Origin of the sequence: Kitasatospora sp. NPDC089509, from assembly GCF_044749365.1 — a bacterium.
Taxonomy (GTDB): Bacteria; Actinomycetota; Actinomycetes; order Streptomycetales; family Streptomycetaceae; genus Kitasatospora.
The window spans coordinates 1-26,992 of record NZ_JBIVHS010000036.1; the positions used below are offsets into that span (position 1 = coordinate 1).

Annotated in this window: 21 protein-coding genes; 10 read left to right on the plus strand and 11 right to left on the minus strand. The window is 74.1% G+C overall.

Annotated features, from left to right (window positions below):
* The first annotated feature begins 470 nt into the window (after window positions 1-470).
* Both ACIP4P_RS41500 and ptsP read left to right on the plus strand, forming a co-directional pair.
* Window positions 471-920: a PTS glucose transporter subunit IIA gene (locus tag ACIP4P_RS41500; protein ID WP_400928522.1), complete on the plus strand. Its 450-nt coding sequence runs from the start codon at window positions 471-473 to the stop codon at window positions 918-920.
* A gap of 102 nt (window positions 921-1,022) precedes the next feature.
* A complete protein-coding gene (gene ptsP / locus ACIP4P_RS41505) occupies window positions 1,023-2,693 on the plus strand; it encodes a phosphoenolpyruvate--protein phosphotransferase (RefSeq protein ID WP_350515982.1) in 1,671 nt (556 codons plus the stop codon).
* A gap of 65 nt (window positions 2,694-2,758) precedes the next feature.
* Here the strand turns inward: ptsP and ACIP4P_RS41510 are convergent, their stop codons facing one another.
* The 3 genes from ACIP4P_RS41510 to ACIP4P_RS41520 all read right to left on the minus strand — a co-directional run bounded on the left by ACIP4P_RS41510 (window position 2,759) and on the right by ACIP4P_RS41520 (window position 6,456).
* Window positions 2,759-4,777, minus strand: coding sequence for an acetoacetate--CoA ligase (locus tag ACIP4P_RS41510; RefSeq protein WP_400928526.1), 2,019 nt, complete (start codon window positions 4,775-4,777; stop codon window positions 2,759-2,761).
* Between the two features lie 152 nt (window positions 4,778-4,929).
* Window positions 4,930-5,478, minus strand: coding sequence for an NUDIX domain-containing protein (locus tag ACIP4P_RS41515; protein ID WP_400928529.1), 549 nt, complete (start codon window positions 5,476-5,478; stop codon window positions 4,930-4,932).
* A 21-nt stretch (window positions 5,479-5,499) separates the two neighbouring features.
* Entirely contained in the window at window positions 5,500-6,456 is a 957-nt protein-coding gene (locus ACIP4P_RS41520; RefSeq protein ID WP_400928532.1) for an NUDIX hydrolase, read from the minus strand.
* A gap of 162 nt (window positions 6,457-6,618) precedes the next feature.
* On the opposite strand from ACIP4P_RS41520, the gene mmuM reads away from it, so the two are divergent.
* The 5 genes from mmuM to ACIP4P_RS41545 all read left to right on the plus strand — a co-directional run bounded on the left by mmuM (window position 6,619) and on the right by ACIP4P_RS41545 (window position 12,879).
* Window positions 6,619-7,563 (plus strand): homocysteine S-methyltransferase, encoded by a 945-nt coding sequence (gene mmuM, locus ACIP4P_RS41525; RefSeq protein ID WP_350515986.1) that lies wholly within the window; start codon window positions 6,619-6,621, stop codon window positions 7,561-7,563.
* Between the two features lie 161 nt (window positions 7,564-7,724).
* Entirely contained in the window at window positions 7,725-8,489 is a 765-nt protein-coding gene (locus tag ACIP4P_RS41530; RefSeq protein WP_350515987.1) for an IclR family transcriptional regulator, read from the plus strand.
* A 301-nt stretch (window positions 8,490-8,790) separates the two neighbouring features.
* Window positions 8,791-9,510 (plus strand): MIP/aquaporin family protein, encoded by a 720-nt coding sequence (locus tag ACIP4P_RS41535; protein ID WP_350515988.1) that lies wholly within the window; start codon window positions 8,791-8,793, stop codon window positions 9,508-9,510.
* A gap of 101 nt (window positions 9,511-9,611) precedes the next feature.
* Entirely contained in the window at window positions 9,612-11,132 is a 1,521-nt protein-coding gene (gene glpK, locus ACIP4P_RS41540; protein WP_400928537.1) for a glycerol kinase GlpK, read from the plus strand.
* 151 nt (window positions 11,133-11,283) lie between these two features.
* Entirely contained in the window at window positions 11,284-12,879 is a 1,596-nt protein-coding gene (locus ACIP4P_RS41545) for a glycerol-3-phosphate dehydrogenase/oxidase (RefSeq protein ID WP_350515990.1), read from the plus strand.
* Window positions 12,880-12,970: 91 nt separating this feature from the next.
* Here ACIP4P_RS41545 and ACIP4P_RS41550 read toward each other — a convergent pair whose 3' ends face one another.
* The gene (locus ACIP4P_RS41550; RefSeq protein WP_400928542.1) at window positions 12,971-14,191 is read right to left on the minus strand and encodes an amidohydrolase family protein; all 1,221 of its coding nucleotides are present in this window, start codon (window positions 14,189-14,191) and stop codon (window positions 12,971-12,973) included.
* Between the two features lie 75 nt (window positions 14,192-14,266).
* Here ACIP4P_RS41550 and ACIP4P_RS41555 point away from each other — a divergent pair, with 75 nt between their 5' ends.
* Window positions 14,267-14,899, plus strand: a complete 633-nt coding sequence (locus ACIP4P_RS41555) for a TetR/AcrR family transcriptional regulator (RefSeq protein WP_400928545.1) — start codon at window positions 14,267-14,269, stop codon at window positions 14,897-14,899.
* Window positions 14,900-15,004: 105 nt separating this feature from the next.
* Here ACIP4P_RS41555 and ACIP4P_RS41560 read toward each other — a convergent pair whose 3' ends face one another.
* Both ACIP4P_RS41560 and ACIP4P_RS41565 read right to left on the minus strand, forming a co-directional pair.
* On the minus strand, window positions 15,005-16,402 hold the full coding sequence (locus tag ACIP4P_RS41560; protein WP_400928548.1) for a gluconate:H+ symporter: 1,398 nt from the start codon (window positions 16,400-16,402) through the stop codon (window positions 15,005-15,007).
* Window positions 16,399-16,953 carry a gluconokinase gene (locus ACIP4P_RS41565; RefSeq protein WP_350515993.1) on the minus strand — a complete coding sequence of 185 codons (555 nt, stop codon included), beginning with the start codon at window positions 16,951-16,953 and terminating at the stop codon, window positions 16,399-16,401. The genes ACIP4P_RS41560 and ACIP4P_RS41565 overlap by 4 nt, the downstream gene beginning before the upstream one ends.
* Before the next feature lie 188 nt (window positions 16,954-17,141).
* On the opposite strand from ACIP4P_RS41565, the gene ACIP4P_RS41570 reads away from it, so the two are divergent.
* Window positions 17,142-17,837 carry a FadR/GntR family transcriptional regulator gene (locus ACIP4P_RS41570; protein ID WP_400928551.1) on the plus strand — a complete coding sequence of 232 codons (696 nt, stop codon included), beginning with the start codon at window positions 17,142-17,144 and terminating at the stop codon, window positions 17,835-17,837.
* A 217-nt stretch (window positions 17,838-18,054) separates the two neighbouring features.
* Complete coding sequence (locus ACIP4P_RS41575; RefSeq protein WP_400928554.1) at window positions 18,055-18,495, plus strand: hypothetical protein; 441 nt, start codon at window positions 18,055-18,057, stop codon at window positions 18,493-18,495.
* A gap of 19 nt (window positions 18,496-18,514) precedes the next feature.
* On the opposite strand, the gene ACIP4P_RS41580 is transcribed toward ACIP4P_RS41575, so the two are convergent.
* From ACIP4P_RS41580 to ACIP4P_RS41600, 5 genes are all read right to left on the minus strand, one after another.
* Window positions 18,515-18,955, minus strand: a complete 441-nt coding sequence (locus tag ACIP4P_RS41580; protein ID WP_400928557.1) for a hypothetical protein — start codon at window positions 18,953-18,955, stop codon at window positions 18,515-18,517.
* 105 nt (window positions 18,956-19,060) lie between these two features.
* The gene (locus ACIP4P_RS41585) at window positions 19,061-19,822 is read right to left on the minus strand and encodes a metallophosphoesterase (RefSeq protein ID WP_400928560.1); all 762 of its coding nucleotides are present in this window, start codon (window positions 19,820-19,822) and stop codon (window positions 19,061-19,063) included.
* A 48-nt stretch (window positions 19,823-19,870) separates the two neighbouring features.
* On the minus strand, window positions 19,871-24,424 hold the full coding sequence (locus ACIP4P_RS41590) for a hypothetical protein (RefSeq protein WP_400928563.1): 4,554 nt from the start codon (window positions 24,422-24,424) through the stop codon (window positions 19,871-19,873).
* Between the two features lie 42 nt (window positions 24,425-24,466).
* Window positions 24,467-25,342 carry a hypothetical protein gene (locus ACIP4P_RS41595; protein ID WP_400928566.1) on the minus strand — a complete coding sequence of 292 codons (876 nt, stop codon included), beginning with the start codon at window positions 25,340-25,342 and terminating at the stop codon, window positions 24,467-24,469.
* 76 nt (window positions 25,343-25,418) lie between these two features.
* Complete coding sequence (locus ACIP4P_RS41600; RefSeq protein ID WP_350516046.1) at window positions 25,419-26,918, minus strand: hypothetical protein; 1,500 nt, start codon at window positions 26,916-26,918, stop codon at window positions 25,419-25,421.
* Between the last annotated feature and the right edge of the window lie 74 nt (window positions 26,919-26,992).

Consider the following 26,992-nt stretch of genomic DNA (forward strand, 5'->3'; position numbering starts at 1 on the left):
GGAACGGACGCTTCCTTCGGACCGCCTTCCAGCGGGCCCTCCGGGCGCTTCGTTCTTTCGTGTTTCCAGCTTACCAGATGTTTTCCGCTCCGTTTACCGGGGCTTTTCGCATCTGAAATCTGGTGTTAACCGCCAAGTTGTGGCGACTCGGCCAACCATAGCGGGTCGGCGGCCGCAGCGCGAATCGGGGCTCACCAGGAGTCACCCGGGTGGCGGCATGATTTGTTGCTCTCGCGAGCATATACAGCAATGGCCTCGGTTCGCCAAGATGCCTGTAGAGTGCGGCGCATCGACCAAGAGGACTAGACCAGTCGCGGGTCGATGTGACGCCGGTCGGTAGACGGGCGGGGGCGTGGGTCTTCGCCCGGGAATGTCGGCAGATGTCCGAAGTTGACATGATTTAGTCTTCAGTTGATCGTGTGCCGCACGTCGCGGCCGCTCGCTGTATTGCGCACTTGGGAGGCACCACCATGACCACTGTGACGTCGCCGCTGACCGGCCGGGTCGTCGGGCTCGCCGGCGTGCCGGACCCGGTGTTCTCGGGTGCGATGGTCGGCCCGGGCACCGCGATCGACCCGGTTCGCGAGCCCACCGAGGCGCTCGCCCCGGTGGACGGCGTCGTCGTCTCCATGCACCCGCACGCGTTCGTCGTGGTGGACGCGGACGGACACGGTGTCCTGACCCACCTCGGCATCGACACCGTGCAGCTGAACGGCGAGGGCTTCGAGCTGCTCGTCAACAAGGGCGACACGGTGACCCGCGGTCAGGCCGTGATCCGGTGGAACCCGGCCGCCGTCGAGGCTGCGGGCAAGTCCCCGATCTCGCCGATCGTGGCGCTGGAGGCCGCCCCCGACGCGCTGGGCAACCTGCGCGAGGACGGCGAGACCCTGGCGGGCGACAAGCTGTTCAGCTGGAGCTGACCTCTCTATTACGGACACACACCCGCCCCGCAGGAGTTGACGGGGCGACCCGGCACTCAGCGGTTCCCGGCGGGGCCGCTCCTCTCAGCGGAGAACAGGTACATGGAGAAGACACTGCGCGGCGTGGGTGTCAGCCACGGGGTCGCGATCGGCCAGGTGCGGCACATGGGCACGGCGGTCCTGGAGCCCCCGGCCACCCAGATCCCGACCGAGGACGCGCCCCGTGAGCAGGCGCGGGCCCAGGCGGCCGTCGAGGCCGTCGCCGCCGACCTGATCGCGCGCGGCAACCTGGCGGGCGGCGAGGCGCAGGGCGTGCTGGAGGCCCAGGCGCTGATGGCGCAGGACCCGGAGCTGATGGCCGACGTGTCCCGCCGGATCACCGTCGGCAGCAGCGCCGAGCGCGGCGTGTACGACGCCTTCGCCGCCTACCGGGCGCTGCTGGCCTCCGCCGGGGAGTACCTGGCCGGCCGGGTCGCCGACCTGGACGACGTGCGCAACCGCATCGTGGCCCGGCTGCTGGGCGTGCCGATGCCGGGCGTGCCGGACAGCGACGAGCCGTACGTGCTGTTCGCGCGGGACCTGGCGCCGGCCGACACCGCGCTGCTGGACCCGACGCTGGTGCTCGGCTTCGTGACCGAGGAGGGCGGGCCGACCAGCCACAGCGCCATCCTGGCGCGGGCGCTGGGCGTGCCGGCCGTGGTGGCGCTGCCGGGGGCGACCGATGTCGCCGAGGGCACCGTCGTCGCGGTGGACGGCAGCTCGGGCGACGTGCTGCTGGACCCGACGCAGGAGAAGCAGGACGAGCTGCGGGCGGCCGCCGCCGAGCGCAAGGCCGCCCTGGCCGCCTCCTCCGGTCCGGGGCAGACCTCGGACGGGCACCGGGTGCCGCTGCTGGCCAACGTCGGTGGCCCGGCGGACGTGCCGGCCGCGCTGGAGAACGGTGCGGAGGGCGTCGGCCTGTTCCGTACCGAGTTCCTGTTCCTGGACGACTCGGCGAAGGCTCCCAGCGAGGAGAAGCAGGTCGAGGCGTACCGCAAGGTGCTGGAGGCGTTCCCGGAGGGCCGGGTCGTGGTCCGGGTGCTGGACGCGGGCGCGGACAAGCCGCTGGACTTCCTCACCCCGGCCGACGAGCCGAACCCGGCGCTGGGCGTGCGCGGTCTGCGCACCCTGCTGGAGCACCCCGAGGTGCTGCGCACCCAGCTGCGGGCGCTGGCCACGGCGGCCGAGGGCCTGCCGGTGCACCTTGAGGTGATGGCCCCGATGGTGGCCGACCGCAAGGACGCCGCGGACTTCGCGGCCGCCTGCCGCGAGGCCGGGCTGAACGCCAAGTTCGGTGCGATGGTGGAGATCCCGTCGGCCGCCCTGCGGGCCCGGTCGATCCTCCAGGAGGTCGAGTTCCTGTCGCTGGGGACCAACGACCTGGCTCAGTACACCTTCGCCGCCGACCGTCAGGTCGGTGCGCTGGCCCGGCTGCAGGACCCGTGGCAGCCGGCGCTGCTGGACCTGGTCGCGGCGTCCGCCGATGCGGCGCGGGTGGCCGGCAAGAGCTGCGGCGTCTGCGGCGAGGCCGCTTCGGACCCGCTGCTGGCCGTGGTGCTGACCGGTCTCGGCGTCACCAGCCTCTCCATGGGCGCGGCCTCGATCCCCTATGTGCGGGCCGCGCTGGCCAAGTACACGCTGGCGCAGTGCCGCCGGGCGGCCGAGGCGGCCCGGGCCGCGGACAGCGCCGAGGAGGCGCGCGCCGCCGCGCAGCAGGTGCTGTCCGGCGAGTGAGGCAGTAGGAGCAGGACGAGAAGGGGCGCTTCCCACCGTGGTGGGAAGCGCCCCTTCGGCGTCGGTCAGGCCTGCCGGTCGCGGCGCAGCTGCTCGAAGAAGCGCAGGTGCTCGATGTTGTCGACGGAGCCCGGGTTGACGGCCTGCTCCAGCGGGGTGCCGGAGAGGATCCGCTTGACCGGGACCTCGATGCGCTTGCCGGTGAGGGTGTGCGGGAGGCCGCGCACGACGATCACCTCGTCGGGCACGTGGCGCGGGGAGAGCTCGGTGCGCAGCGAGGTGCGGATGCGGCCGATGAGGTCGTCGTCGAGTTCAGCGCCGGGGGCGAGGACGACGAACAGCGGCATCCAGTAGCCGCCGTCGGGCTCCTCCAGGCCGATGACCAGGGATTCGGCGATCTCGGGGAGGCGCTCGACCACCTCGTAGATGTCCGAGGAGCCCATCCGGACGCCCTGGCGGTTCAGGGTGGAGTCGGAGCGGCCGTGGATGATCACGGTGCCGCGGGAGGTGACGGTGATCCAGTCGCCGTGGCGCCAGATGCCGGGGTAGGTGTCGAAGTAGCTGTCGTGGTAGCGGGTGCCCTCGGGGTCGTTCCAGAAGCCGGTGGGCATCGACGGGATGGGCTTGGTGACGACGAGTTCGCCGACGGTGTCGGTGTGCGGGTGGCCCTGGACGTCCCAGGACTCGACGGCCGCGCCGAGGCAGGGGGCCTGGATCTCGCCGAGGTGCACCGGCAGGGTGGGGACGCCGCCGACGAAGCAGGAGCAGACGTCGGTGCCGCCGCTGACCGAGGCGAGCCAGACGTCCTGCTTGACCTCGTCGTAGATCCAGCGGAAGCCGTCGGGCGGGAGCGGGGAGCCGGTGGTGCCGATGCAGCGGACGGCGGAGAGGTCGAGCTCGCGGCCGGGGTGCAGGTCGGCCTTGCGGCTGGCGATGACGTAGGCGGCGGAGGTGCCGAGGACGGTGGCGCGGGTGCGGGCCGCGACGGACCAGAGGGCGCCGGTGTCGGGGTGGCCGGGGCTGCCGTCGTAGGTGACGATCGTGGCCCCGACCAGGAGGCCGGCCAGCAGGAAGTTCCACATCATCCAGCCGGTCGAGGTGTACCAGAGGAAGCGGTCCTGCGGGCCGAGGTCGAGGTGGAGGCCGGCCTGCTTGAGGTGTTCGAGCAGGATGCCGCCCTGGCTCTGGACGATGGCCTTGGGCAGGCCGGTGGTGCCGGAGGAGTAGAGGACCCAGAGCGGGTGGTCGAAGGGGACGGGCTCGAAGACCGGCTCGACGTCCTCGGCGACCAGATCGTCCCACTGGAGGGCGCCCTCGGGGGCGGGGGCGCCGAGCAGCGGGACGTGCACCACGGTGTGCAGGCTGGGGAGTTCGCGGCGCAGTTCGGCGACGACCTCGGTGCGGTCGTGGTCCTTGCCGCCGTAGTGGTAGCCGTCGACGGCGAACAGGACGCCGGGTTCGATCTGCTGGAGGCGGTCGAGGACGCTGCGGGCGCCGAAGTCGGGGGCGCAGCTGGTCCAGACGGCTCCGACGGCGGCGGTGGCCAGGAGGGCGACGGCGGCCTGCGGGATGTTGGGCAGGTAGGCGCTGACCCGGTCGCCGGGGCCCACGCCGCGGGCGCGCAGGGCGGCGGCCAGCGAGCCGACCTGGCGGCGGAGTTCGGCCCAGGTGAGGACGGCCGGCTGCTCGGTGGTCTCGTCCAGGTGGAGGATCGCCGGGCGGTCGGCGTTGGCCGGGTCGTCGGCCGCGCGCAGGGCGTGCTCGGCGTAGTTGAGGCGGGCACCGGGGAACCAGCGGGCGCCGGGCATGGCCGGGTCGGCGAGGACGGCCTCGGGGGCCCGGGTGAAGCGGACGTCGAACCACTGGGTGACCGCCGTCCAGAAGCGGTCGAGGTCGGCGGTGGACCAGGCGTGCAGGTCGGCGTAGCGCTGGGCGGCCTGCTGGTCGTCCTCGGCCGGGGCGAGCGGGGCGGCCGGGGCGGCGTGGTGCTCGGCGGCCCAGGCCTGGAAGGCCACCAGGGTGGTGGCGGCGGCGCGAGCGGGGTTGGGGCGCCAGAGCGGCTGGTCCTGGGTGGGGGTGCTCACGGTGGTGGTCTCCCGGCCGGTGGTGGGGACGGGTGAGCTCGTGGCCAACCCGTCCGGTTGGGCTGTCGGTGCAGACCATGCCATGTGCGGGCCCGCTGCGCCAGGGTCGGCCGGTGGGCCGCGGGGGCCTGTCCCGCCGGACGGACCCGAGGTCAGCCGGTGGTGAACTCGCCCTCGAACCAGCGGCGCAGGATGCCGTTGTGGAAGTCCCAGACGAGCGGGGTGTCGGCGGTGGCGAGCAGCCAGCCCTCGGTCTCGTCGGTGGGGCGGGAGGGCGGGAGTTCGGCGAGCGGGCGGGCGGGGAGCAGCCCGCAGACCATGACGAAGCGGCCGTTGGGGTCGGAGGCCAGGTGGACCAGGCGGATGTCGGCGGCGTCGGCCAGGATGCCGGTCTCCTCGGCGAGTTCGCGCACGCAGGCCTGCTGCCAGCTCTCGCCGAAGTCCATGTAGCCGCCGGGGAAGGCGAGTTCGCCGTAGCCGGGCTCGATGGTGCGGCGGATGACGACCAGGGCCGGGTCGGCGTCGGGCCGGGTGACGGGGAGGACCGTGACGGCGACGGGCAGCGGGTTGCGGTAGCTGATCTCGGCGCAGCCGGGGCAGGTGCGGGGCCAGCCGTCGGTGCCGGGCGGGTAGGGCGTGCCGCAGAAGTGGCAGTGGGAGAACGGCCGGTGGGTGGGGCGGGCGGCTTCGTCGATGGTCATGGGCGGATGGTAGCCGGGGGCTCAGCGGGGCCGGTCGGCGGTGGTGGGCCGGTCGCCGGGGGGCTCCGGTTCCTCCTCGCGGGCGGGGCGGAGCAGGGCGGGGTGGAGCAGCCGGGCGTCGCCGGCGTGGTAGGTGCGGGCGCGGGGGCCGCCGCGGGCGCCACCGCGCTCGGTGGTGGTGCCGGTGCTCTCGACGAAGCCGGGGCAGGAGAGGACCTTGCGGTGGAAGTTGCCGGGGTGGAGCTTCTCGTCCCAGACGGCCTCGTAGACGGCGCGCAGTTCGGGGATGGTGAAGTCGTGGGGCAGGAAGGCGGTGGCGAGCGGGCTGTACTCCAGCTTGGCGCGCACCCGGTCCAGGCCGTCGGCGAGGATCCGGGCGTGGTCGAAGGCCAGTCGGATCGGGCCCGCCGGGCCCGGGTGGGGACCGGTGTGCCCGTCGACGCCACCCCCGTGGGTGTCGGCGGGCACACCGGTGTCCGGTGCGCGGTCCGGGGACCGCGGTGCCGGGTCGAGGTCGGCCACCGGGTGCCAGGCGGCGGCCGCGGCGTCCGTCCCGGCCTGCGGATCGGGCAGGTCGGGGGCGAAGGCCAGGTAGGCGACGGAGACGACGTGCATCCGCGGGTCCCGTTCGGGGGCTCCGTAGGTGCCGAGCTGTTCGAGGTGCAGCCGGCAGAGCGCGGCCTCCACCTCGGAGGCGCTCTGCAGACCCGTCTCCTCGGCGAGTTCGCGCGCGGCGGCCTCGTCGAGGCTCTCCTCCCCCGCCCGCAGGAAGCCGCCGGGCAGCGCCCAGCAGCCCTGGTGGGGCGGGGCGCCGCGCTCGACCAGCAGGACGTGCAGGCGGCCGTGCCGCAGGGTCAGGGCGACCACGTCGACCGTGACGGCGATCGGGGCGTAGGCGCGCGGGTCGTACGCGGCGAGCCACTCCTGCTCGGCCGTGGGCCCGGCGGCGGGCTGGGGGGACGGTTCGTCCGCGGCCATCGCCGGCTCCTCTCCCGCACCCCTGGGGCACGTGGTGCTGTCGTTCTCGGGATGAGCACAACGTAACGACTTCGTTCCCCGGCGGCAAACGGTTTTCCCGGTGGCCGGAGGGCTCCGGCTTCTAGGCTGTGACCAGGAACGACCGTGTTCGAGGAGGCCGAGATGCCCACTGCTCCCCCGCCGGACTTCGCCGCCGCGCTGGCGGCCGGCCCGCTGGTCCTGGACGGCGGGATGTCGAACCAGTTGGCCGCCGCCGGTCACGACCTGTCGGACGGGCTGTGGTCGGCGCGGTTGCTCGCGGACGAGCCGGAGGCGGTGGTGGAGGCGCACCGGGCGTACTTCGCGGCCGGGGCCGAGGTCGCCATCACGGCGAGCTACCAGGCGAGCTTCGAGGGCTTCGCCCGGCGCGGGGTCGGGCACGCGGCGGCGGCGCGGCTGCTGGCGAGCAGTGTGGAACTGGCCCGGGAGGCGGTGCGGGCCGAACCGGGCGGGCGGCGGCGCTGGGTGGCGGCCTCGGTGGGTCCGTACGGGGCGGTGCTGGCGGACGGTTCGGAGTACCGCGGCCGGTACGGGCTGGACCACGCGGAGCTGGTGGCCTTCCACCGGCCGCGGCTGGAGGTGCTGGCGGCGGCCCGCCCGGACGTGCTGGCGCTGGAGACGGTGCCGGACGCGGACGAGGCGCGGGCACTGCTGGAGCTGGTGCACGGGCTGGGGGTGCCGGCCTGGTTGTCGTACAGCGTGGCGGACGGTCGGACCAGGGCCGGGCAGCCGCTGGCGGAGGCGTTCGCGCTGGCCGCGGACGTGGACGAGGTGCTCGCGGTGGGCGTCAACTGCTGTACGCCGCGGGACGCGGACCTGGCGGTGGCGGTGGCCGCCGAGGTGACCGGGAAGCCGGTGGTGGTGTACCCGAACAGCGGGGAGGAGTGGGATCCGGAGCGCCGGGGCTGGCGCGGGGAGCCGACCTTCCGCTCGGCGCGGGTGGGCGGCTGGCTGGCGGACGGCGCCCGGCTGGTCGGCGGTTGCTGCCGGGTCGGCACGGACGGGATCGCGGCGCTGGCGGCCGAGGTGACCGTGCGGCGGGGGCTGCTGAGCGGGGTGGACGGGTAGGGCCCGTCGTCGGACTCCCGTCTGCGGGGCCGCGGAGGTTAACACCCGGCCGAGCGCGGGTTACCGAGGGGGAAGGTGCACGGACGGACAGCGGCCTGGCAGACTCGTCCCGTCACCACTGCGGTCGACATTGTCGACCGCCTGTCAGCGCGGAGGTACCCATGCCCGGCCCGATCCAGTCGCTCTCCCGGGCCGCCGCGATCATGCGCCTGCTGGCGGGCGGTGAACGCCGGCTGGGCCTGTCCGAGGTCGCGACGGCGCTGGACCTCGCCAAGGGCACCGCGCACGGCATCCTGCGCACGCTGCAGCAGGAGGGGTTCGTCGAGCAGGACCCGGAGAGCGGCAAGTACCAGCTGGGCGCCGAGCTGCTGCGGCTGGGGCAGAGCTACCTGGACGTGCACGAGCTGCGGGCCCGGGCGCTGGTGTGGGCGGACGACCTGGCCCGGGCGGCCGGCGAGACGGTCTACCTGGGGGTGCTGCACCAGCAGGGCGTGCTCATCGTGCACCACGTGTTCCGGCCCGACGACACCCGGCAGGTGCTGGAGGTCGGTTCGATGCAGCCCCTGCACAGCACCGCGCTGGGCAAGGTGCTGGTGGCCTACGACCCGGTCGCGCGCGGGGAGTTGGGCGACGGCCCGTACGAGTCGTACACCCTGCGGACGTTGACCGAGGCGAGCGACCTGGACGCCGAGTGCGCGCTGATCCGCGAGCGCGGCTGGGCGGACTCGATCGAGGAGACCTGGGAGGGCGTGGCCTCGATCGGCGCGCTGATCCAGGACCGGCGGCGCAACCCGGTGGGCGCGGTGTGCATCAGCGGGGCGGTCGAACGGGTCTGCGAGGACGGCTTCGTGAAGCCCTCGCTGGTGGCGTCGGTGCGCAGCGCGGCGCGGGCGATCTCCCGCGATCTGGGTGCCGGGCGGTTCTGACCGCAGCGGTCTTTTTCGTCACGCTGAGGCGCGGACGGGCGGGAGGCCTGTCCGCGCCTTGGCGTTTTGCCCCGATTCGGGGCACTCCGCTGGGTAACTTCGAGGGACCCGCCGAGGCGAGGGTCACAGCTCCGTAACCCCGCCTTGACGCGGGGCCGACCTGGGGAGGAAGCTTCCGCATGACGGTCGACATTGTCGAACGATGGCCGGGAAGATCACTTCCCCCGATGCGCTCACCCGCACAGGGATCGACCCGCCGCCTGCCCCCACCCGCACCTCGGGCCATGACAAGGGAGTCTTTGTGTCCGCGTTCTCCAACGGCGACGTCTTCGTCGGCGAAACCCTCGGCACCGCCGCCCTGATACTCCTCGGCGGTGGCGTCTGCGCCGCCGTGACCCTCAAGAAGTCGAAGGCCGTCAACGCCGGCTGGCTGGCGATCACCTTCGGCTGGGGCTTCGCGGTCCTCATCGCCGCCTACATGTCGGCTCCGAAGTCCGGTGCCCACCTCAACCCGGCCGTCACGATCGCGCTCGCGGTCAAGAGCGGCGAGTGGAGCCAGGTGCCGCTCTACCTCGGCTCCCAGCTGCTCGGCGCGATCATCGGCGCCGTCCTGGTCTGGCTCACCTACCTCGGCCAGTTCCAGGCCAACGAGGAGCCCACCCTCGGCATCTTCGCGACCGGGCCCGAGGTCCGGAACAAGCTCCAGAACGTGATCACCGAGGTCATCGGGACCTTCGTGCTCTGCTTCGCGATCCTCACGATCGGCACCAACTCCGGCCTCTCGCAGTCCGGCACCAGCACCCTGATGGTCGCCTTCACCGTCGTCGGCATCGGCCTCTCCCTCGGTGGCCCGACCGGCTACGCCATCAACCCGGCCCGTGACCTCGGCCCGCGCATCGCCCACGCCATCCTCCCGATCCCGGGCAAGGGCAGCTCGGACTGGTCGTACGCCTGGATCCCCGTCGTCGGCCCGCTCCTCGGCGGCCTGGCGGCCGGTGGCCTGTACAACGCGATCTTCTAGAGCGAAGGCTTCGAACCCGCCGAGCACGGGGACCGACCGGACATCCGTGTCGGACCCACCCACCCCGTAATCCCCCCGAACTTGAGCCGAGGACCCTCCACATGACCTCCACTGGCAACTACATCGCCGCGATCGACCAGGGCACCACCTCCAGCCGCTGCATCATCTTCGGCGCCGACGGCCGGATCGTCTCCGTCGACCAGCAGGAGCACCGGCAGATCTTCCCCCAGCCCGGCTACGTCGAGCACGACGCCGCCGAGATCTGGACCCGGGTGCAGTCGGTCGTCCGCGGTGCGCTGGAGAAGGCCGGCCTGACCCGGGACGACATCCGCGCGATCGGCATCACCAACCAGCGCGAGACCACCGTCCTGTGGGACAAGAACACCGGTGAGCCGGTGCACAACGCGCTGGTGTGGCAGGACACCCGCACCGAGGCGCTCTGCCGCGAGCTGGGCCGCAACGTCGGCCAGGACCGCTTCCGCCGCGAGACCGGCCTCCCGCTGGCCAGCTACTTCGCCGGCCCGAAGATCCGCTGGCTGCTGGACAACGTCGAGGGCCTGCGCGAGCGCGCCGAGGCCGGCGACATCCTGTTCGGCACCATGGACACCTGGGTGATCTGGAACCTCACCGGCGGTGTGAACGGCGGCAAGCACGTCACCGACGTGACCAACGCCAGCCGCACCATGCTGATGAACCTCAAGAGCCTGGCCTGGGACGAGGAGATCGCCGAGTCGATGGGCGTGCCGATGGCCGTCCTGCCGGAGATCCGCTCCTCCGCCGAGGTCTACGGCGAGGCCGTCGGCGACCTGGCCGGCGTCCCGGTCGCCTCCGCGCTCGGTGACCAGCAGGCCGCGCTGTTCGGCCAGACCTGCTTCAACGAGGGCGAGGCCAAGTCCACCTACGGCACCGGCACCTTCCTGCTGCTGAACACCGGCGAGAAGATCGTCAACTCGTACCACGGCCTGCTGACCACGGTCGGCTACCGGATCGGCGAGCAGGCCCCGGTGTACGCCCTGGAAGGCTCGATCGCCGTCACCGGCTCGCTCGTCCAGTGGCTGCGCGACCAGCTCGGCATCATCTCCACCGCCGCCGAGATCGAGACCCTCGCCAACACCGTCGAGGACAACGGCGGCGCCTACTTCGTCCCGGCCTTCTCCGGCCTGTTCGCCCCGTACTGGCGCTCCGACGCCCGCGGTGTGATCGCCGGTCTGACCCGGTACGTCACCAAGGGCCACCTGGCCCGGGCCGTCCTGGAGGCCACCGCCTGGCAGACCCGCGAGGTCGTCGACGCCATGCAGAAGGACTCCGGGGTCGAGCTCACCGCCCTCAAGGTCGACGGCGGCATGACCAGCAACAACCTGCTCATGCAGAACATCGCCGACGTCCTGAACGCCCCGGTCGAGCGCCCGTACGTGGCCGAGACCACCGCCCTCGGCGCGGCCTACGCGGCCGGACTCGCCGTCGGCTTCTGGAACGACCTCGACACCCTGCGGGCCAACTGGCACCGCGCCGCCGAGTGGACTCCCCGCATGGACGAGGCCACCCGGGAGCGTGAGTACAAGAAGTGGCTCAAGGCCGTGGAGCGCACCATGGGCTGGGTGGAGGAGGAAGAGAACAACTGACCGACAAGCCGGTCGGGGCCCCGTGCCCCGACCGGCCGGTTCCGTTTGATCGGCCCGCCGCACACGGGCCGACCGGCCTCTCCCGAAGGGGCCGCACCGCACACGAGAGGAGTAACGGCGCCGCCCGACCAGCGCGCCGTACACAACCACCATGGCAACCATCCCGACCCTGGGCGCCGAGCGCACCGCCGGCCGCACCGCCTCCCGCGCCGAGACCCGTGAACTGCTCGGCAAGGCCACCTACGACCTGCTGGTGATCGGGGGCGGCATCCTCGGCACGGCCGTCGCCTGGACCGCGTCCCAGGCCGGCCTGAAGGTCGCCATGGTCGACGCCGGCGACTTCGCCGGCGCCACCTCCAGCGCCTCGTCCAAGCTCGTTCACGGCGGCCTGCGCTACCTGCAGACCGGTGCGGTCAAGCTGGTCGCGGAGAACCACAAGGAGCGCCGCGCGCTCTCCACCGACGTGGCCCCGCACCTGGTCAACCCGCTGACCTTCTTCGTGCCGGTCTACAAGGGCGGCCCGCACGGCGCGGCCAAGCTCGGCGCCGGCGTGTTCCTGTACTCGGCGCTGTCCGCCTTCCGCGACGGCATGGGCCGGGTCTCCACCGCCGCCCACGCCGCCCAGCAGGTGCCCGCGCTGCGCACCGAGGGCCTGCGCTCGGTGGCCGTCTACGGCGACCACCAGATGAACGACTCGCGCGTCGCGGTGATGACCGTGCGCGCCGCCGTCGACGCCGGCGCCGTGGTGCTCAACCACGCCGAGGTCACCGGCCTGCGCTTCACCGGCGGCCGGGTCACCGGTGCCGAGCTGCGCGACCGCCTGGACGGCAGCGAGTTCGGCGTGAACGCCCGCCTGGTGCTCAACGCCACCGGCCCGTGGGTGGACCACCTGCGCACCATGGAGGACGCCGGCGCCGCGCCGTCGATCCGCCTCTCCAAGGGCGCCCACGTCGTGGTCAAGCGCCGCTCGCCGTGGCGCGCCGCGCTGACCATCCCGATCGACAAGTACCGCGTCTCCTTCGCCATCCCGTGGGAGGACCACGTCCTCCTCGGCACCACGGACGAGGAGTACACCGGCGACCCGAAGGACGTCCGGGCCACCGACGCGGACATCGACCAGATCATGGGCGAGGCCGCGCACGCGATCCGCGACGAGCACCTCGACCGCGACCTGATCACCTACTCCTTCGCCGGCCTGCGGGTGCTGCCCGGCGGCCCCGGCGACACCGCCGCCGCCAAGCGCGAGACCGTCGTCACCGAGGGCCGCGGCGGCATGCTGTCGGTCTCCGGCGGCAAGTGGACCACCTACCGGCACATCGGCCGCGCGGTGCTGGAGAAGCTGGCCCACGTGCCCGGCACCGGCCTCGCCGAGGACATGTCCCCGATCGCCCCGACCGTCCCGCTGCCGGGCGTCGGCGCGCCGAACGCCGTGGCGCACCGCCTGCTGATCGACCGCGAGCCGGGCTCGCGGATGGAGCCGCTGGTGGCCAAGCACCTGGCCAGCCACTACGGCACCCTGTCCTTCGACATCGCCCGCATGATCGACGAGAACCCGGAGCTCGGCCGGCCGATCCACGAGGACGGCCCGGACGTCTGGGCGCAGGTCGCGTACGCGGCCGAGAACGAGTGGGCGTACACCGCGGACGACGTGCTGCGCCGCCGCACCACCATGACGGTGCGCGGGCTGGACACCCCGGAGATCCGGGACGAGGTCGAGGCCTTCCTGACGAAGCGGGCCGGCAAGTAGGCACCTCTGCCGGCAGGCGACTGCGGCACGGCGGGCGGGCGGGCGTTCGGGGTTTCCCCGGGCGCCCGCCCGCCGTTTCAGGGCCTTGGGCTCAGACCGGTCGGCCGGCCTTGATCACATGGCGGAGGTGGCGCTCCGGCCGGGTGAGCACGGTGAGGTCGGCCAGCGGGTCGCCGTCGACCAGCAGCAGGTCGGCGTGGGCACCCGGGGCCAGGGTGCCGATCTCCCCCGCCAGGCCGAGCAGCCGGGCCGCGGTGGTGGTGGCCGAGCGGAGCACGTCGGCGGCCGGCTGGACCCGGGCGCGCAGCGTGAACTCCTCCAGCTGGGCCTGGTGCAGCGGGCCGAGCAGGTCGCTGCCGTAGACCAGGTTGACGCCGGCCCGGTGGGCGCGCTCCAGGGCCTCCAGACCCCGGTCGCGGACCTCGGCGAGCTTGGCCAGCGAGGCCGGCGGCAGGCCGCTCGCGGCGCCGAGCCGGGCGGTCTGCTCATAGGCGACCAGGGTGGGGACCAGGAAGGCGTCCTTCGCCAGCAGCAGCTCGATCGTGGTGTCGTCCAGCAGGTTGCCGTGTTCGACGCAGCGCACGCCGGCCCGCAGGGCGCGGTCGATCGCCCGCGGGTGGTAGGCGTGCACGGTGACGTAGCGGTTGTGGTTCTCCGCCTCCTCGACGGCCGCCCGGATCTCCTCCTCGCTGTACTGGACCGCGGCGATCTCGTCGTGCGGGGAGGCGACGCCGCCGGAGAGCAGCACCTTGAGGTGCCGGGCGCCCTTGCGGAACTCGTCCCGGGCGGCCGCGCGCACCGCGTCCACGCCGTCGGCGATCCGGCCGAAGTGGGGGCGGGCCTCGCAGCAGGGCAGCGAGTCGTCGCCGAGCGGGCGCAGGTCGCCGTGGCCGCCGGTCTGGGAGAGCGCCTTGCCGCCGTGCAGCAGCCGGGGGCCGGGCACCAGGCCCTCGGCCAGGGCGCGGGCCATGCCGTGGTCGGCGCCGCCGACGTCGCGGACGGTGGTGAAGCCGCGGCGCAGCATCCGCTCGGCCTCGGCGAGGGCGCGCACGGTGGCGTAGCCGGGGGTCCAGTTGGCGACGTCGGGCAGGTCGAGGCTGGTGACCAGCAGGTGGACGTGGGCGTCGATCAGGCCGGGCAGCACGGTGGCGCCCCGCGCGTCCAGGACCCGGACGTCGTCGCCGGCGGCGGGCGGGCGGCCGGTGCCGGTGGCGGTGATCCGGCCGTCGGCGGCCTCCAGCCAGCCGCGGTCGGTGCGGGTGCCGTCCTCGGGGTGGAGCAGGTGGGCGTCGGTGATCAGCAGTCGGTTCATGCCGTGGTCCCCTCCAGTTCAGTACGGGCCGTATTGAATACGACTCGTACTGAATACACCATGTATCGTGCTCCCGTGAACCCACCCCCCGTCGACCGCACCGACCCCGCCGTCTCCCGGCCGCCCCGGCGCCGGGTCCACACCCGGGCCCGGCTGCTCGCCGCGGCGGGCGAGCTGTTCCTCACCGCGGGCTTCGCCCGGACGAGCATCGAGGACGTCTGCGCCGCCGCCGGCTACACCCGCGGCGCCTTCTACTCGAACTTCCGCAGCAAGGAGGACCTGCTGCTGGCGCTCTTCGACGACCAGGCCGCCGAGCGGATGGCCGAGCTGGAGCGGCTCGCCACCGCCTGCGGGGCGCTGGAGCCGCGGGAGCGGGCCCGGCGGCTGGTCGAGGCGCTGCTGCGGGTCGAGCCCGCGGAGACCGGCTGGATCCTGCTGTTCCTGGAGTTCCGGCTGGTCGCGGCCCGGTCCGAGGCGCTGACCGGGCAGATCGCCGAACACGACCGGACGGTCGCCCGGGCGCTGGCGGACGTCCTGGCGCGGGCACTGCCCGAGCTGGTGCCGCCGGGGGCGGACGCCGGGCAGGCCGCGATGGTGGTCCTGGCGGCCCGCGAGGGACTGCTGGCCCGGACGGCGGCGGGCGGCGCGGCGGCCGAGGAGCTGCTGACGGCCGCCTCGGCGGTGCTGTCGGGACTGCTCGGGCCCTGACCCCGACCCGGGCAGGAGCGCGGGCGCGGACGCGCCGAGGGGCGGCACCCGTACGGTACGGGTGCCGCCCCTCGGCGGTGACGGTGGCGGTGGCGGGACGCCGGGCTAGATGATCATGCTCAGCGGCAGGATCAGCGCTATCGCGACGACCGAGATGATCGTCTCCATCACCGACCAGGACTTCAGCGTCTGCCCGACGCTCATCCCGAAGTACTCCTTCACCAGCCAGAAGCCGGCGTCGTTGACGTGCGAGAGGAACAGCGAGCCGGCCCCGATCGCGAGCACCAGCAGGGCCGCGTGGGTCGAGGACATGTTCGCGGCGAGCGGGGAGACGATGCCGGCCGCGGTGATGGTGGCGACCGTCGCCGAGCCGGTGGCCAGGCGGATCAGCACCGCGATCAGCCAGCCGAGCAGCAGCGCGGAGATGTGCCACTTCGCGGACCAGTGGCTGACCATGTCGCCGACGCCGACGTCGATCAGGGTCTGCTTGAAGCCGCCGCCCGCGCCGACGATGAACACGATGCCGGCGATCGGGCCGAGCGCCTTGCCGACGGTGTCGGAGATCCGCGCCCGGTCGAATCCGGCCGCCTTGCCGAGGGTCAGCATGCCGAGCAGGGTGGCGGCGAGCAGCGCGATCAGCGGGGAGCCGATGAAGTCGAAGACCCGCTGGCCGACGGCCTTCGGGTCGTCGATCACCACGTCGGCCAAGGCCTTGCCGAGCATCAGCACGACCGGCAGCAGGATGGTCGCCATCACCGCGCCGAAGGACGGGGTGCGCTCGGACCTGGTCGTCTCCTCGGGGGTGACGGCGGCCGGGATCTCCAGCGGGCCGACCCAGCGCTCGGCGACCCGGGCGAACAGCGGCCCGGCCACGATCAGGGTCGGGACGGCGATCAGCAGGCCGAGCGCCAGGGTGATGCCCAGGTCCGCCTTCAGGGCGTCCACGGCGACCAGCGGGCCCGGGTGCGGGGGCACCAGGCCGTGCAGCACCGACAGGCCGGCCAGGGCCGGGATGCCGACCCGCATCAGCGGCACGTTGCCGCGCCGGGCGACCAGCAGCACGATCGGGACCAGCAGGACGACGCCGACCTCGAAGAACAGCGGCAGGCCGAGCACGGCCGCGATCAGCGCCATCGCCCAGGGCAGCGCCTTCGCGCCGGTCCGGGACAGCACGGTGTCCGCGATGATGTTGGCGCCGCCGGAGTCCGCGAGCAGCTTGCCGAGCATCGCGCCCAGGCCGATCAGCAGGCCGACGCTGGCGACGGTGGAGCCGAAGCCGGTGGAGAAGCTACTCAGCAGCTTGTCGAAGGGGGCGCCCGCGACGGCGGCCAGCAGGCCGGAACCGAGCGTGAGGGCGAGGAACGGGTGCAGCTTCAGCTTGCTGATCAGCAGGACGATCACGCCGATGCTGAGCAGCACCGCGATCAGCAGCTGGGAGTCGCTGCCGGTGTGCGGCAGGGCCGGTGGGGCGGCCGCCAGGAGGGTGGGGGTCAGGCTACTCACGCGAGGTCTCCATTGACGGGCCGCAGCAGCGCCACGGCCTTCTCGACGAGTTCTTCGGGGGACGGGCCCACGTCCAGGACGGCGCCGTGCTCGTCCGCGCCCAGGGGCTCCAGGGCGGCGTACTGGGATCCGAGCAGCGACGGCGGCATGAAGTGGCCGGCGCGGTGGGAGAGCCGGTCCTCGACCAGCTCGTGACCACCGCTGAGGTGCAGGAAGAAGGCGCCCGGGGCGGCCGCGCGCAGGATGTCGCGGTAGCCGTGCTTCAGCGCCGAGCAGGTGACCACGCCGCCGGTGCCGGCCTCGGTGCGCTCCTTGAGCCACCCGCCGACGGCGTGCAGCCAGGGTTCGCGGTCCTGGTCGTCCAGCGGGATGCCGGCGGACATCTTGGCGATGTTGGCCGGCGGGTGGAACTCGTCCGCCTCGGCGAAGGGGAGATCGAGGCGATCGGCCAGGAGGCGGGCCAGCGTGGTCTTGCCGACACCGGAGACACCCATCACCACGACGGTGAGGGGGGCGTCCGGGAGGGCTCGGTTCTCGACGTTGAGAGCCATGGGTGGTGCTCCTTCGTTGCAGGCCGCCACTATCGCTTCAAAGATATGACGTATTCAAGTGGGGGAAACCAAATCGTCATACTTTTGCGGTGTGTGCTCGATCGCAGGGGCGGCCGGACCCGGCCGCGGGTCCCGGTCGGGGCGGAGGTGCCCGGGAGAGCCCGGGCCCGGCCGTCTACGCTGGGCGGATGGAGATCCAGGGGCTGCCCGGTCGGGTGCTTGACGAGCTCGGGCCGGCGATCGCGTCGGGGGAGATCCCCGAGGGCGCGGTGCTGCGCGGGGAGGAGCTGGAGCAGCGGTTCGGGGTGTCCCGGACGGTCGTCCGGGAGGCGGTGCGCGTCCTGGAGGGGATGCGTCTGGTGGCCTCCCGGCGACGGGTCGGGATCACCGTCCAGCCGAAGTCGCTCTGGGACGTCTTCGACCCGATGGTGATCCGCTGGCGGCTGGCCGGCGCCGACCGGTCGGCCCAGCTGCGCTCGCTCGGCTCGCTGCGGATGGCCGTCGAACCGGCCGCGGCCGCGCTCGCCGCGACCCACGCCACCGACGACGACCGGCGCCAACTCAGCTCGCTGGCCGTGGAGTTGACGGTCTCCGCACGGGAGGCCGACCTGACCACCTTCCTCGGGCACGACATCGCCTTCCACGCCCTGGTGCTGCGCGCCTCCGGGAACGAGATGTTCGCCCACCTCGGGGACACCGTGGGAGCGGTGCTCACCGGCCGGACCGAGTACCATCTGATGCCCCATCAGCCCGAACCGTACGCGATCAGGCTGCACCGGGAGGTCGCCGACGCGATCTGCGGGGGCGACGCCGCCCACGCCGAGCAGGCGATGCGGACCATCGTCACCGGCGCCCTGGCCGAGCTCAACCAGCAGCTGGGCTGAACCGACAGTCGGTCGGGGCAGGCCGACAGTCGGTCGGGGCGGGCCGGGAGTTGGGGCGGGCCGGGCGCAACGCCTGTCCGGATGACACGATTTGGCAGCAGTTCAGCGGATTCGGACGCATAGTCCGGGTTCGACGGGGCAGAGTGTGTCGAGGGGGGCGCATTTCGCGTGCGCCCGTTCCGCGTTCACCACCGGATCCGCGCCTGGGGGTCGCCCGATGTCCGTGCCACGCCGCCGTCGCCGCCTGCCCGACGAGGTGCGCTCCGCCGCGGTCCGGGCGGTGCTCTCGCTGGCCTTCACCCTGGTGGGCGTGGTGGTCGCCACCCTGGCCTCGTACGCGGGCAGTTGGCTGATGACGCCCGCGCTGTTGGCGATGGGGGTCGGCGTGTTCGGCACCATGTGGTGCCTGCTGGAGATCCTGATCTCCCGCCAGGTCGCCGCCCAGCGGCAGCGCGGGCCGAACTCCGCCTCCCCGATGGCGGGCAGCCGGGTCGCCCCCGAGCCGCTGGCCGCCCGGCCGTTCCCCCGCCCCGGCGCCGCTCCCCCGCAGCACCAACCGCAGCGTCGGCCACCGCAGCCGCAGCCGTCCCAGCAGCCGTACCCGCCCCAACAGCCGTACCAGCGCCGGATGCCGCCCGGCCGGCAGTACGGCTCCTGACCGGACCCGTCGGCCGGGCCTACTCGGGGACCACCCGGTAGTGGGTGGTGAGCCGGGCGTCGTCGTCCAGGACGTGGAAGGCGAGCATCGGCGGGTGGTCGAAGCTGATGCCGCGCCCGCCCTCGCAGGGCAGCGTGACGGTGGAGACCACCCCGGGCGCGACCAGCACCGGCCGGCCCGCGAAGGTGGTCGCGGCGGGGGTGTGGGAGTGGCCGCAGAGCAGCGCGGCCACCCGGGGGTGGCGGTGCAGGACCCGCGCCAACCGGTCCTCGCCGAACTGGCGGATCCCGTCGACGCTCGGGAGGTGCAGCTCCACCGGCGGGTGGTGGAAGGCCACCAGGGCCGGCAACTCCTGGCGGCCGTCCGCCAGTCGGGCGTCCAGCCAGTCGATCGTCGGATCGTCCAGCAGGCCGTCGTGCTGCTCGGGTATCGAGGAGTCGAGCATCAGCACATCGGCCACCGCAGCCGCAGCCGTCCCAGCAGCCGTACCCGCCCCAACAGCCGTACCAGCGCCGGATGCCGCCCGGCCGGCAGTACGGCTCCTGACCGGACCCGTCGGCCGGGCCTACTCGGGGACCACCCGGTAGTGGGTGGTGAGCCGGGCGTCGTCGTCCAGAACGTGGAAGGCGAGCATCGGCGGGTGGTCGAAGCTGATGCCGCGCCCGCCCTCGCAGGGCAGCGTGACGGTGGAGACCACCCCGGGCGCGACCAGCACCGGCCGGCCCGCGAAGGTGGTCGCGGCGGGGGTGTGGGAGTGGCCGCAGAGCAGCGCGGCCACCCGGGGGTGGCGGTGCAGGACCCGCGCCAACCGGTCCTCGCCGAACTGGCGGATCCCGTCGACGCTCGGGAGGTGCAGCTCCACCGGCGGGTGGTGGAAGGCCACCAGGGCCGGCAACTCCTGGCGGCCGTCGGCCAGTCGGGCGTCCAGCCAGTCGATCGTCGGATCGTCCAGCAGGCCGTCGTGCTGCTCGGGTATCGAGGAGTCGAGCATCAGCACATCGGCCCCCGGCAGCCGGTGCAGCCGGTTGACCGGGTCCGTCGAGGGCTGCTCGCCGAGCAGCACCTGCCGGTACGGCTCCCGGCGGTCGTGGTTGCCGGGGCAGGTGAGCACCGGGTGCGGCGAGGCCAGCACCTCGGCGACCTGCCGGTACTCCTCGGCCAGGCCGTGGTCGGCGAGATCGCCGGTGGCCAGCACCGCGTCCAGCGGGCCGGGCAGGGCGTTGAGGTACGCCATCACCCGCTCGGCCCGCCGCCGGGCGCGCTTGCCGCCGTCCCGACGGTGGACCTGGCCGAGGTGGATGTCACTGAGGTGCGCGATCGTCAGCATGGCGGTCACGCTAGTGACTTCACTGTCCGGCGGGTAGCTGGCCCGGCATCAGGCCTCCGCCGGGCGCTTGAACATCCGGGTGGCGGTGATCTCACCGTGGATGGTCGGGCCGTCCGGGTCCTGCGGGGCGGGCAGACCGGGGCGCAGGTGCTCCTCCACCGAGATGTACTTGAGGCCGGCCCGCAGGTCGGCGTCGTTGCGCAGCCGGATCACCAGCGGGAACTCGGCGAGCGCGGTGGTGTCGAACAGGCCGGTGGTGTAGATGAGCTGGACGCCGAGCGCGTCCGCCACCGCGCGCTGGAGCTCCAGCAGGTAGGTGGCGTTGGCGCGGCCGATCGGGTTGTCCAGGAACAGCGTGCCGGCGTGCCGCAGCTGGGACTGGCCGCGGTCGTTGGCGCGCAGCGCGGCCATCGTGCAGTAGAGCGCGATGGCGGCGGTGAGCAGCTGGCCGCCGGAGAAGACGTCGGACATCTGGCCGACGCTCACCCGCTCGGCGCGCAGCACCGCGTCGGGCTTGAGGATCTCGACGCTGACGCCCTTGGGGCCGATCGCCGCGGCGACGCCGCGCAGCAGCAGGGACATGCCGTCCCGGCGCAGGTCGCTGTTCTTCCGGACGGCGGCCCGGGTGGCCTCGTCGATGACCTCGCCGAGCCGCTCCACCAGGGTGGCGTGGTCCGGGTCCTCGAAGCGGATCCGCAGGAACTCCTGGCCGGACCACTCCCCCAGGCCCTCGGGCAGCCGGGACAGCCGCTGGGCGGCGCGCAGCGTGGTGAGCGAGGACTCGACCAGTCCGCGCAGCCGGTCCACGATCGAACCGCGGTTCTTCTCCAGCTGGGTGAGCTCGTCGGTGAGCACCCGCAGCCGGGGCGCGAAGGCGGCGGCCCAGGCGGCCGCGTGCTCGGGCAGGGCGGCGGCGGGCAGTTCGCGGATCTGCTGGCGGGCCGGGGTGCGGACGGCCTCGTAGCGGGCGGCGTTGGCGTGCCGGACCAGCGCGTCGGAGGCGTCGCGGACGGCGAGTTCGGCGGAGGACAGCTCGCCGACGGCGGTGCGGAGGGCGCGGCGGGCGTCGGTGGAGGCGTTGCGGGCCTCGGGCAGCGAGCCGAGGTAGGGCTCGGCCGGCTGGCCGTCGTCCTCCGGCTGCTCGCGCAGTCCGTCGCGCAGCTGGCCGGCCAGTTCCTCGAAGTCGGCGCCGGCGGACTGGGCGGCGTCGAAGGTGCGCTGGAGGTCGGCGTGCGCGGTGCGGGCGGCGTCCACCGCCTCCCGGCACTCGGCGAGCCCGCTGGTGGCGGTGCGCAGAAGGGTCTGGGCGTGCTCGGGGTCGGTGGGGACGAGCTCCTCGGGCAGCTCGGTGTGCGCCTCGCCGTTCGCCGGGGCGGAGCGCTCGGCCTCGCCGCGCAGTCGGCCGAGCTGCTCGCTGGCGGCGGCCGAGCGGGCCTCGATGGTGGCGACCAGTTCCTCGGCGCGGGCGGCGGCGGCCTGGCGGGCCGGGCCGTCGGCGCCGTCGGGGCTGCCGAGCAGCTCCTCGGCGCGGGTGCGGACCTTGTTGGTGAGGCGGTCGAGTTCGGCCGCGGCGGCGGCCTCGTCGCCCTCGGCGCGGGCCTGCTCGGCGCGCAGGTCGGCGCCGACGCCGACCTTCTCATACAGCTGGGAGGCGGCCCGGTAGGCCTCGCGCAGCGCGGGCAGCGCGGCGGGGGCGGTCTGCTCGGCGGGCTCGTCGGCCTGCTCGGCGGCGGGGATCTCGGCGCGTTCGGCGCGCAGCGCGCGGACCGTGCGGCGGGCGTCGTCGGCGGCGCGCTGGGCGGCGCGGCGGTCCTCGTCGCAGGTGCGGGCGCGTTCGGCGCAGACCGTCTGGCGGCGGTCGCACTCGGCCGCGTCCTCGGCCAACTCGCGCTGGCGGCGCGCCCAGTTGGCGCGCTCGCGGAGCCGGAAGGCGAGGCCGGAGAGGGCGTCGGCGCGGCGGCGGGCGCGCTGGGCGGACTCGCGGTGCTCCTCGTGGGCGGAGGCGGCGACCGCGTGGTCGGTCTCGGCCTCGTCGTGCTCGGCGCGCAGGGTGGCCAGGGCGGCGGCGGCCAGCTCGGCGTGCTCGCGGGCGGCCTCGGCGGCGGCGGCGAGTTCGGCGAGGGTGCCGGGCGGGCAGCTGGCGTGCCAGGAGGCGAGCCGGGCGGCCAGGGCGCGGTCGGCGCCGAGCCGGCCGGCGAGTTCGCGGATGTGCTCCTCGCGGGCGGCGGCGCGGGCGCGCAGTTCGCGGCGCTCGCCGTCGGCGGCGGACTCGTCGTGCATGGCCGGGTTCGGCGGCACCAGGAAGAAGGCGGGCTCGTCGGTGATCGGGGCGATCAGCGCGGCGGCGGCGCCGACCGCCACGGTGGAGCGCGGCAGCAGGGCGGCGGCCTGGAGGGCCTCGCGGGCGCGCTCCAGCGAGGACGGGTCGGTGACGACCACGCCGTCGACCAGTTCGGGGCGGGCGGCGAGGATCGCCTCGTGGTCGGCCGGGTCGACGGACTGGGCGAGGTAGCGCCAGCCGGGCAGCGCGGGGATGCCGTGCTCGGCGAGGTACTCGACGGTGGCCAGCACGTCGGGGCCGGGCGGCAGCAGGCCGCCGTCGCCGAGCGCGGCGAGGATCCGGGAGTCGTCGGCGGCGGCGGTGCGCAGGTCGAACAGGGTGCGTTCGGCGGTGGCGATGGCCTCGTCGAGGAGTTCGCGCAGGTACTCGGCGTTGCGGTCGAGCACGACGGGGGTGAGGAAGCCGGCGTCCTCCTCGGCCTCCTCCTGGTACGGGGTGAGGGAGAGCAGGTCGGCGAGGCGCTGCTCGGTGGCGAGCAGGGCGGCGGTGCGCTGTTCGGCGGCCAGGGCGCGGGCGGCGTCCTTGCGGGCGTCGCCGGCGCGTTCGGCGGCGAGTTCGGCGCGGGAGGTGGCGGCGGCGGTCTCGCGCAGCCGGGTGGCGCCGGCCTCGGCGGCGGTGCGGGCCTGGGCCAGGGCCGCGGCGGCGGCCTTCTCCACGTCGGCGGCGTGCAGCGCGGCGCGGGCCGGGTCCACGTCGCCGTCGGCGTCGATGAAGCCGGCCTGGACGGCGGCCTCGGTCTCCTGCTCGACCTCGGCCAGGCGCTGGCGCAGGTGTTCGGCCTCGCTGCGGGCCTTCTGGGCGGCGGTGGCGGCCTCGGTGGCGTCGGACTGCGCCTTGCCGCCGTCCTCCTGGAGGTCGCTCGCGCGCTGCTCCTCGGTGTCGGCGCGGGTCTCGGCGGCCGCGGCGGCGGTCTCCAGGGCGCGGGCGAGGGCGCCGGCGGCGCGGGCCCGGGCGGCCAGCGCGGGGGCGGCGTCGAGTTCGGCCTCGCGAATGGCGGCGGCGACCCGGGTGACCCGGTCGGCGGCGGCGCGCTGGCGCAGCACGGCCTCGGCGGCCTGCCAGGCGGAGTGGAGGGTGCGGGCGTCGGTGAGTTCACGGCGCAGCGCGGCGGCCTCGGTGGTGGCCGCGGCGAGGCTCAGGGTGGCGTGCCGGTGGGTGAGTTCGTCGGCGATCAGGCTGTGCCGGGTGCGGTCGGACTCGGCGGCGGTGACGGCGCTCGCGGCGGCGGCGACCTCGATGGCGAGGTCCTGGGCGCGGTCGCGTTCGGCGGCGGCCCGGGAGGTGAGGGCATGGGCGAGGCGGCGGGCGCGGCGTTCGGCGGTGCGATGGGCCTCGCGGACCGTCTCGCGGGCGGCGGTGGCCTCGACGATGCGCTCCAGCAGGTCCAACGAGCCTGCGGTGAAGTCGCGTTCGGCGGTGAGTTCGGCGCGCAGGCCGAGCTTGGCGGCGAAGCCGTGGACCAGGTCGGCCAGGCCGTCGGTGTCCCGGGTGTCGGTGACGGCGCGCAGCAGCAGGTCGGTGAAGTCCTTGTCCTGCTTGACCGCGAAGAGGCCGGCCGCCTCGCCCTCGTCGGCGTTCATCTCGCGCTGGTAGCGGAAGAGTTCGGGGTCGAGGCCGAGTTCGCCGAGGTGTTCGGTCCAGCGGTCGTGGCCGTCCTCGAAGACCAGGTCGAGGTGCGGGTGGGCCTTGCCGGCCTCGGTGAGGGCGTCGCGGAAGCCCTTCATGGTGCGGCGGCGGCCGCGGGCCTTCTGGTCGCCGACCAGGCTGACCCGTTCGGCGACCGGCAGCGAGTCGAGGGTGAGGCCGGGGCCGGGGCGGAAGGAGTACCAGGTCTCGGCGAACTTGCGCGGGTCGGAGGAGACCTGGCGGCCGCGCCACTCGCTGACCTTGCCGACCACGATCAGCTCGCCGGTGACGGTGTGCTGCCACTCCAGGGCGACGTGGCCGCAGTCGTCGGCGAGCAGGAACTTGCGCAGCACGCCGGAGCTGGCACCGCCGAGGGTGTTGCGGTGGCCGGGGAGCATCACCGAGAAGATCAGCTTGAGCAGGACGGACTTGCCGCCGCCGTTCTCCAGGAAGAGCACGCCGGCCGGGGCGGGGCGGCGGACCGGGCCCTCGGTGTCCTCGCCGAACAGGCCGATCTGCTGCGGGGCCGGGTCGGCGACGGGCTCGCCGACGCCGCGCAGGTCGAGCACCGTGTCGGCGTAGCGGGCGCCGGCCGGTCCGATCGAGTAGAGGCGGACCCGGTTGAGCTCGTACATGTGCGGCGGTTCTCCGTGCGTCTTATGGGGTTGTCAGAACGATCAGAGCGAGTGGAACGGCAGGCCGGCGTCGGCGACCAGCTCGTCGGAGGTGTCCGGCGGCAGCAGGCTGGCGGTGCCGTCGGAGACCGGGACGATGCCGAGGTCGAGCAGTTCGGCCATCGCGGCGCCGCCGGCCAGGTCGCGGACCTGGAGCTGGTAGCGGGCGGTGGTGCGGTAGGTGCCGCCGGAATCGTCCGAGACCTTCTGCAGGAAGCCGGAGTCGACCAGGAACAGCACGGCCTTGGCGACGATGCCGATGGTGGAGCCGGAGAGCCGGCGGGCGTCCTTGGTGGCGCCGGTGGCGGTGCGCCGGGCCCAGACCCGCCAGGCGGCCTCCAGACCGGGGGCGTCGGAGGCCGGGTCGGTGTTGGCGCCGTCGGCGTCGGCCTGCTCCTCCAGCCGGCGGCAGGCCTGGCGGACGAAGGAGTCGACGCCGTTGACGGTGATCCGGCCGAGGTAGCCGTCGTCGGCGAGGTCCTCGGGGCGGGGGAAGGCCATCGCGGCGACGGCGAGGTGCGCCAGGCCGTGCAGGAAGCGGTCGGTGGACTCGGAGGCGGCGCGACGCGAGTAGTCGCCCATCCGGACCGCGAACAGCGACTCCTCGGCGGCGGCGACGGCCATGCCGGCCCGCGGCGAGACCTCCAGGACGACCAGGCCCATGCCGGTGGCGATGGCGTCGGCGAGGCGGGCGAACGGCGGGTCCTCGCGGTGGCGGCGGACGAGTTCGGCGTACTCGGCGTCGCGGGCGGGGAGCAGCTTGGCCTGGAGGCCGAAGGAGACCAGCCGGGCGGCGTCGGCGACGTCGGCCGGGGTGATCGGCGCGGGGGCCGCGGGTTCGCTCTCGGCCGCCCAGGACGTGTCGGGGTGGGTCGTCACGGGCGGTGCTCCTCGGGGGTGGCGCGGTGGTTACGGTTCGTCAAGGTGGGTGCCGGGGCGGTCGCCGCCCGGCCGGTCAGCCGGCGTCCTTGCGGTCGGCGGCCATGCCGACCGCGTCGAGCAGGGCGCTGCCGACGATCAGGTCGGCGCCGCCGAACTCCCGGTCGCGCAGCGGGGTTCCGTCGTCCACGGCGAACAACAGCCGCTCCTCGCCCTGGCGGTAGGCGGTGCCGACCGGCGGGCTGGCCGCGTGCACGGCCAGCAGGGCGACCAGGTACGGGAGTTCGGGATCCTGCCGGCGGGCGTCCGCGAGCAGGCCGGAGAGCCGACGGGGGGCGTCCGGGGGCAGGTCGAGCAGTTCCTGGGCGGCTTCCAGCTGGGCTTCGGAGAAGCGGCTGTCGTCCGGGGTGGCGACCAGGTCCGGGTCGGGCAGTTCGGCGCCGAGGTGCTCGCGCTCGACCGGCGGGGTGAGCAGCAGGTCGACCAGGTCGGCGACCCGGACCGAGACGGGCGTGCGCAGTCCGGCGCCGCGGGCGAAGAAGGCGCCGGTGGGGCGGACGGCCTGCTCTATCGGCAGCCGCAGCACGGGGGCGAGCAGCTGGCCGTAGAGGTCGATGCCGCTGCGGGCGCCCGGGGTGGCGAAGGCCTGTCGGTCCTGTTCGGCACGGAACAGCGGGCCGGCCTCCAGCAGTCGGGTCTGCAGCTTCGTGTGGCGGCGGATGCAGTCCTTGACGATGTCGAGCAGTTCGGCGGCGCGGCGCTTGTGCTCGGCCCCTTCGGGGGTGTGGGGCTCGGCCTCGTCGCGAGCCTTGCGGATGTTGGTGAGAATCGCGTTCTCGTGCCGGTAGCGGTCGGCGATGTGGTCCAGCGCCTCGTCGATGAGGTCCGGAACGGCCTGCATCCAGTCGACCGCGCGGACGTTGCGGCGGGTGGCGTCGAGGGCGCGGCGCAGCGTCTCGGCGTACTGGACGGTGCGGTAGCGGGCCTGCTCGGCGGCCAGCTGGGCGTCGGCCAGCCGGCCGCGGCGGATCAGCACCTCCAGCTTGACCTCGGCGGCGATCTGGGCCGAGGTGACGTCGGTGTCCAGCGCGCCGACCAGGACGTTGACGGCCTCGTCGGTGGTGCGCAGGTAGACGCCGCCGTCGGGGCCGGGGACCTCCTCGATCAGCTTGAAGTCGTAGTCGCGGCGGACGTACTCGCCGTCCGCGCCGAAGGTGCCGTAGACGGCGCGGAAGCCGCGGTCGACGCTGCCGACGTTGATCAGCGACTCCAGCACCCAGCGGGCGACCCGCTCGTGCTCGGCGGCGGGCCGGCGCGGGGCCTGGGCGGCGACCCGGGGCAGCAGCCGGGCGAGCACTATGTCGCGGTCGGCGCCGGTGTCGAAGTCCATGTGCAGGGTGACCAGGTCGATCGCGGCGAGGCCGACCTCGGCCATCGCGTAGCCGCCGTACTCACCGGCCAGGTTGACCTTGCGGTTGTCCAGGTCGTGCAGCGGGGCGGTGCAGGCCAGCGCCTTGAGCCGGCGGGCCAGGCCCTCGTCGGCGGCGGGGCCGGGCGCGGGCCGCGGGGCGGGCACGGCGGCACCGGCGGCCGGGCGGAGGCCGGGCTCGGTGGGCGGGTCAGCGATGACGGTCACGGTGGACAAGATTA

Bases quoted from the DNA above. Each gene is read 5' to 3' on its own strand.
- ACIP4P_RS41530 (WP_350515987.1), top strand. From the start codon at position 7,725: ATGCCCGGCCCGATCCAGTCGCTCTCCCGGGCCGCCGCGATCATGCGC.
- ACIP4P_RS41500 (WP_400928522.1), top strand. From the start codon at position 471: ATGACCACTGTGACGTCGCCGCTGACCGGCCGGGTCGTCGGGCTCGCC.
- ACIP4P_RS41550 (WP_400928542.1), bottom strand. From the start codon at position 14,191: ATGAACCGACTGCTGATCACCGACGCCCACCTGCTCCACCCCGAGGAC.
- mmuM (WP_350515986.1), top strand. From the start codon at position 6,619: ATGCCCACTGCTCCCCCGCCGGACTTCGCCGCCGCGCTGGCGGCCGGC.
- ACIP4P_RS41565 (WP_350515993.1), bottom strand. From the start codon at position 16,953: ATGGCTCTCAACGTCGAGAACCGAGCCCTCCCGGACGCCCCCCTCACC.
- glpK (WP_400928537.1), top strand. From the start codon at position 9,612: ATGACCTCCACTGGCAACTACATCGCCGCGATCGACCAGGGCACCACC.
- ACIP4P_RS41515 (WP_400928529.1), bottom strand. From the start codon at position 5,478: ATGACCATCGACGAAGCCGCCCGCCCCACCCACCGGCCGTTCTCCCAC.
- ACIP4P_RS41590 (WP_400928563.1), bottom strand. From the start codon at position 24,424: ATGTACGAGCTCAACCGGGTCCGCCTCTACTCGATCGGACCGGCCGGC.
- ACIP4P_RS41545 (WP_350515990.1), top strand. From the start codon at position 11,284: ATGGCAACCATCCCGACCCTGGGCGCCGAGCGCACCGCCGGCCGCACC.
- ptsP (WP_350515982.1), top strand. From the start codon at position 1,023: ATGGAGAAGACACTGCGCGGCGTGGGTGTCAGCCACGGGGTCGCGATC.
- ACIP4P_RS41570 (WP_400928551.1), top strand. From the start codon at position 17,142: ATGGAGATCCAGGGGCTGCCCGGTCGGGTGCTTGACGAGCTCGGGCCG.
- ACIP4P_RS41585 (WP_400928560.1), bottom strand. From the start codon at position 19,822: ATGCTGACGATCGCGCACCTCAGTGACATCCACCTCGGCCAGGTCCAC.
- ACIP4P_RS41520 (WP_400928532.1), bottom strand. From the start codon at position 6,456: ATGGCCGCGGACGAACCGTCCCCCCAGCCCGCCGCCGGGCCCACGGCC.
- ACIP4P_RS41575 (WP_400928554.1), top strand. From the start codon at position 18,055: ATGTCCGTGCCACGCCGCCGTCGCCGCCTGCCCGACGAGGTGCGCTCC.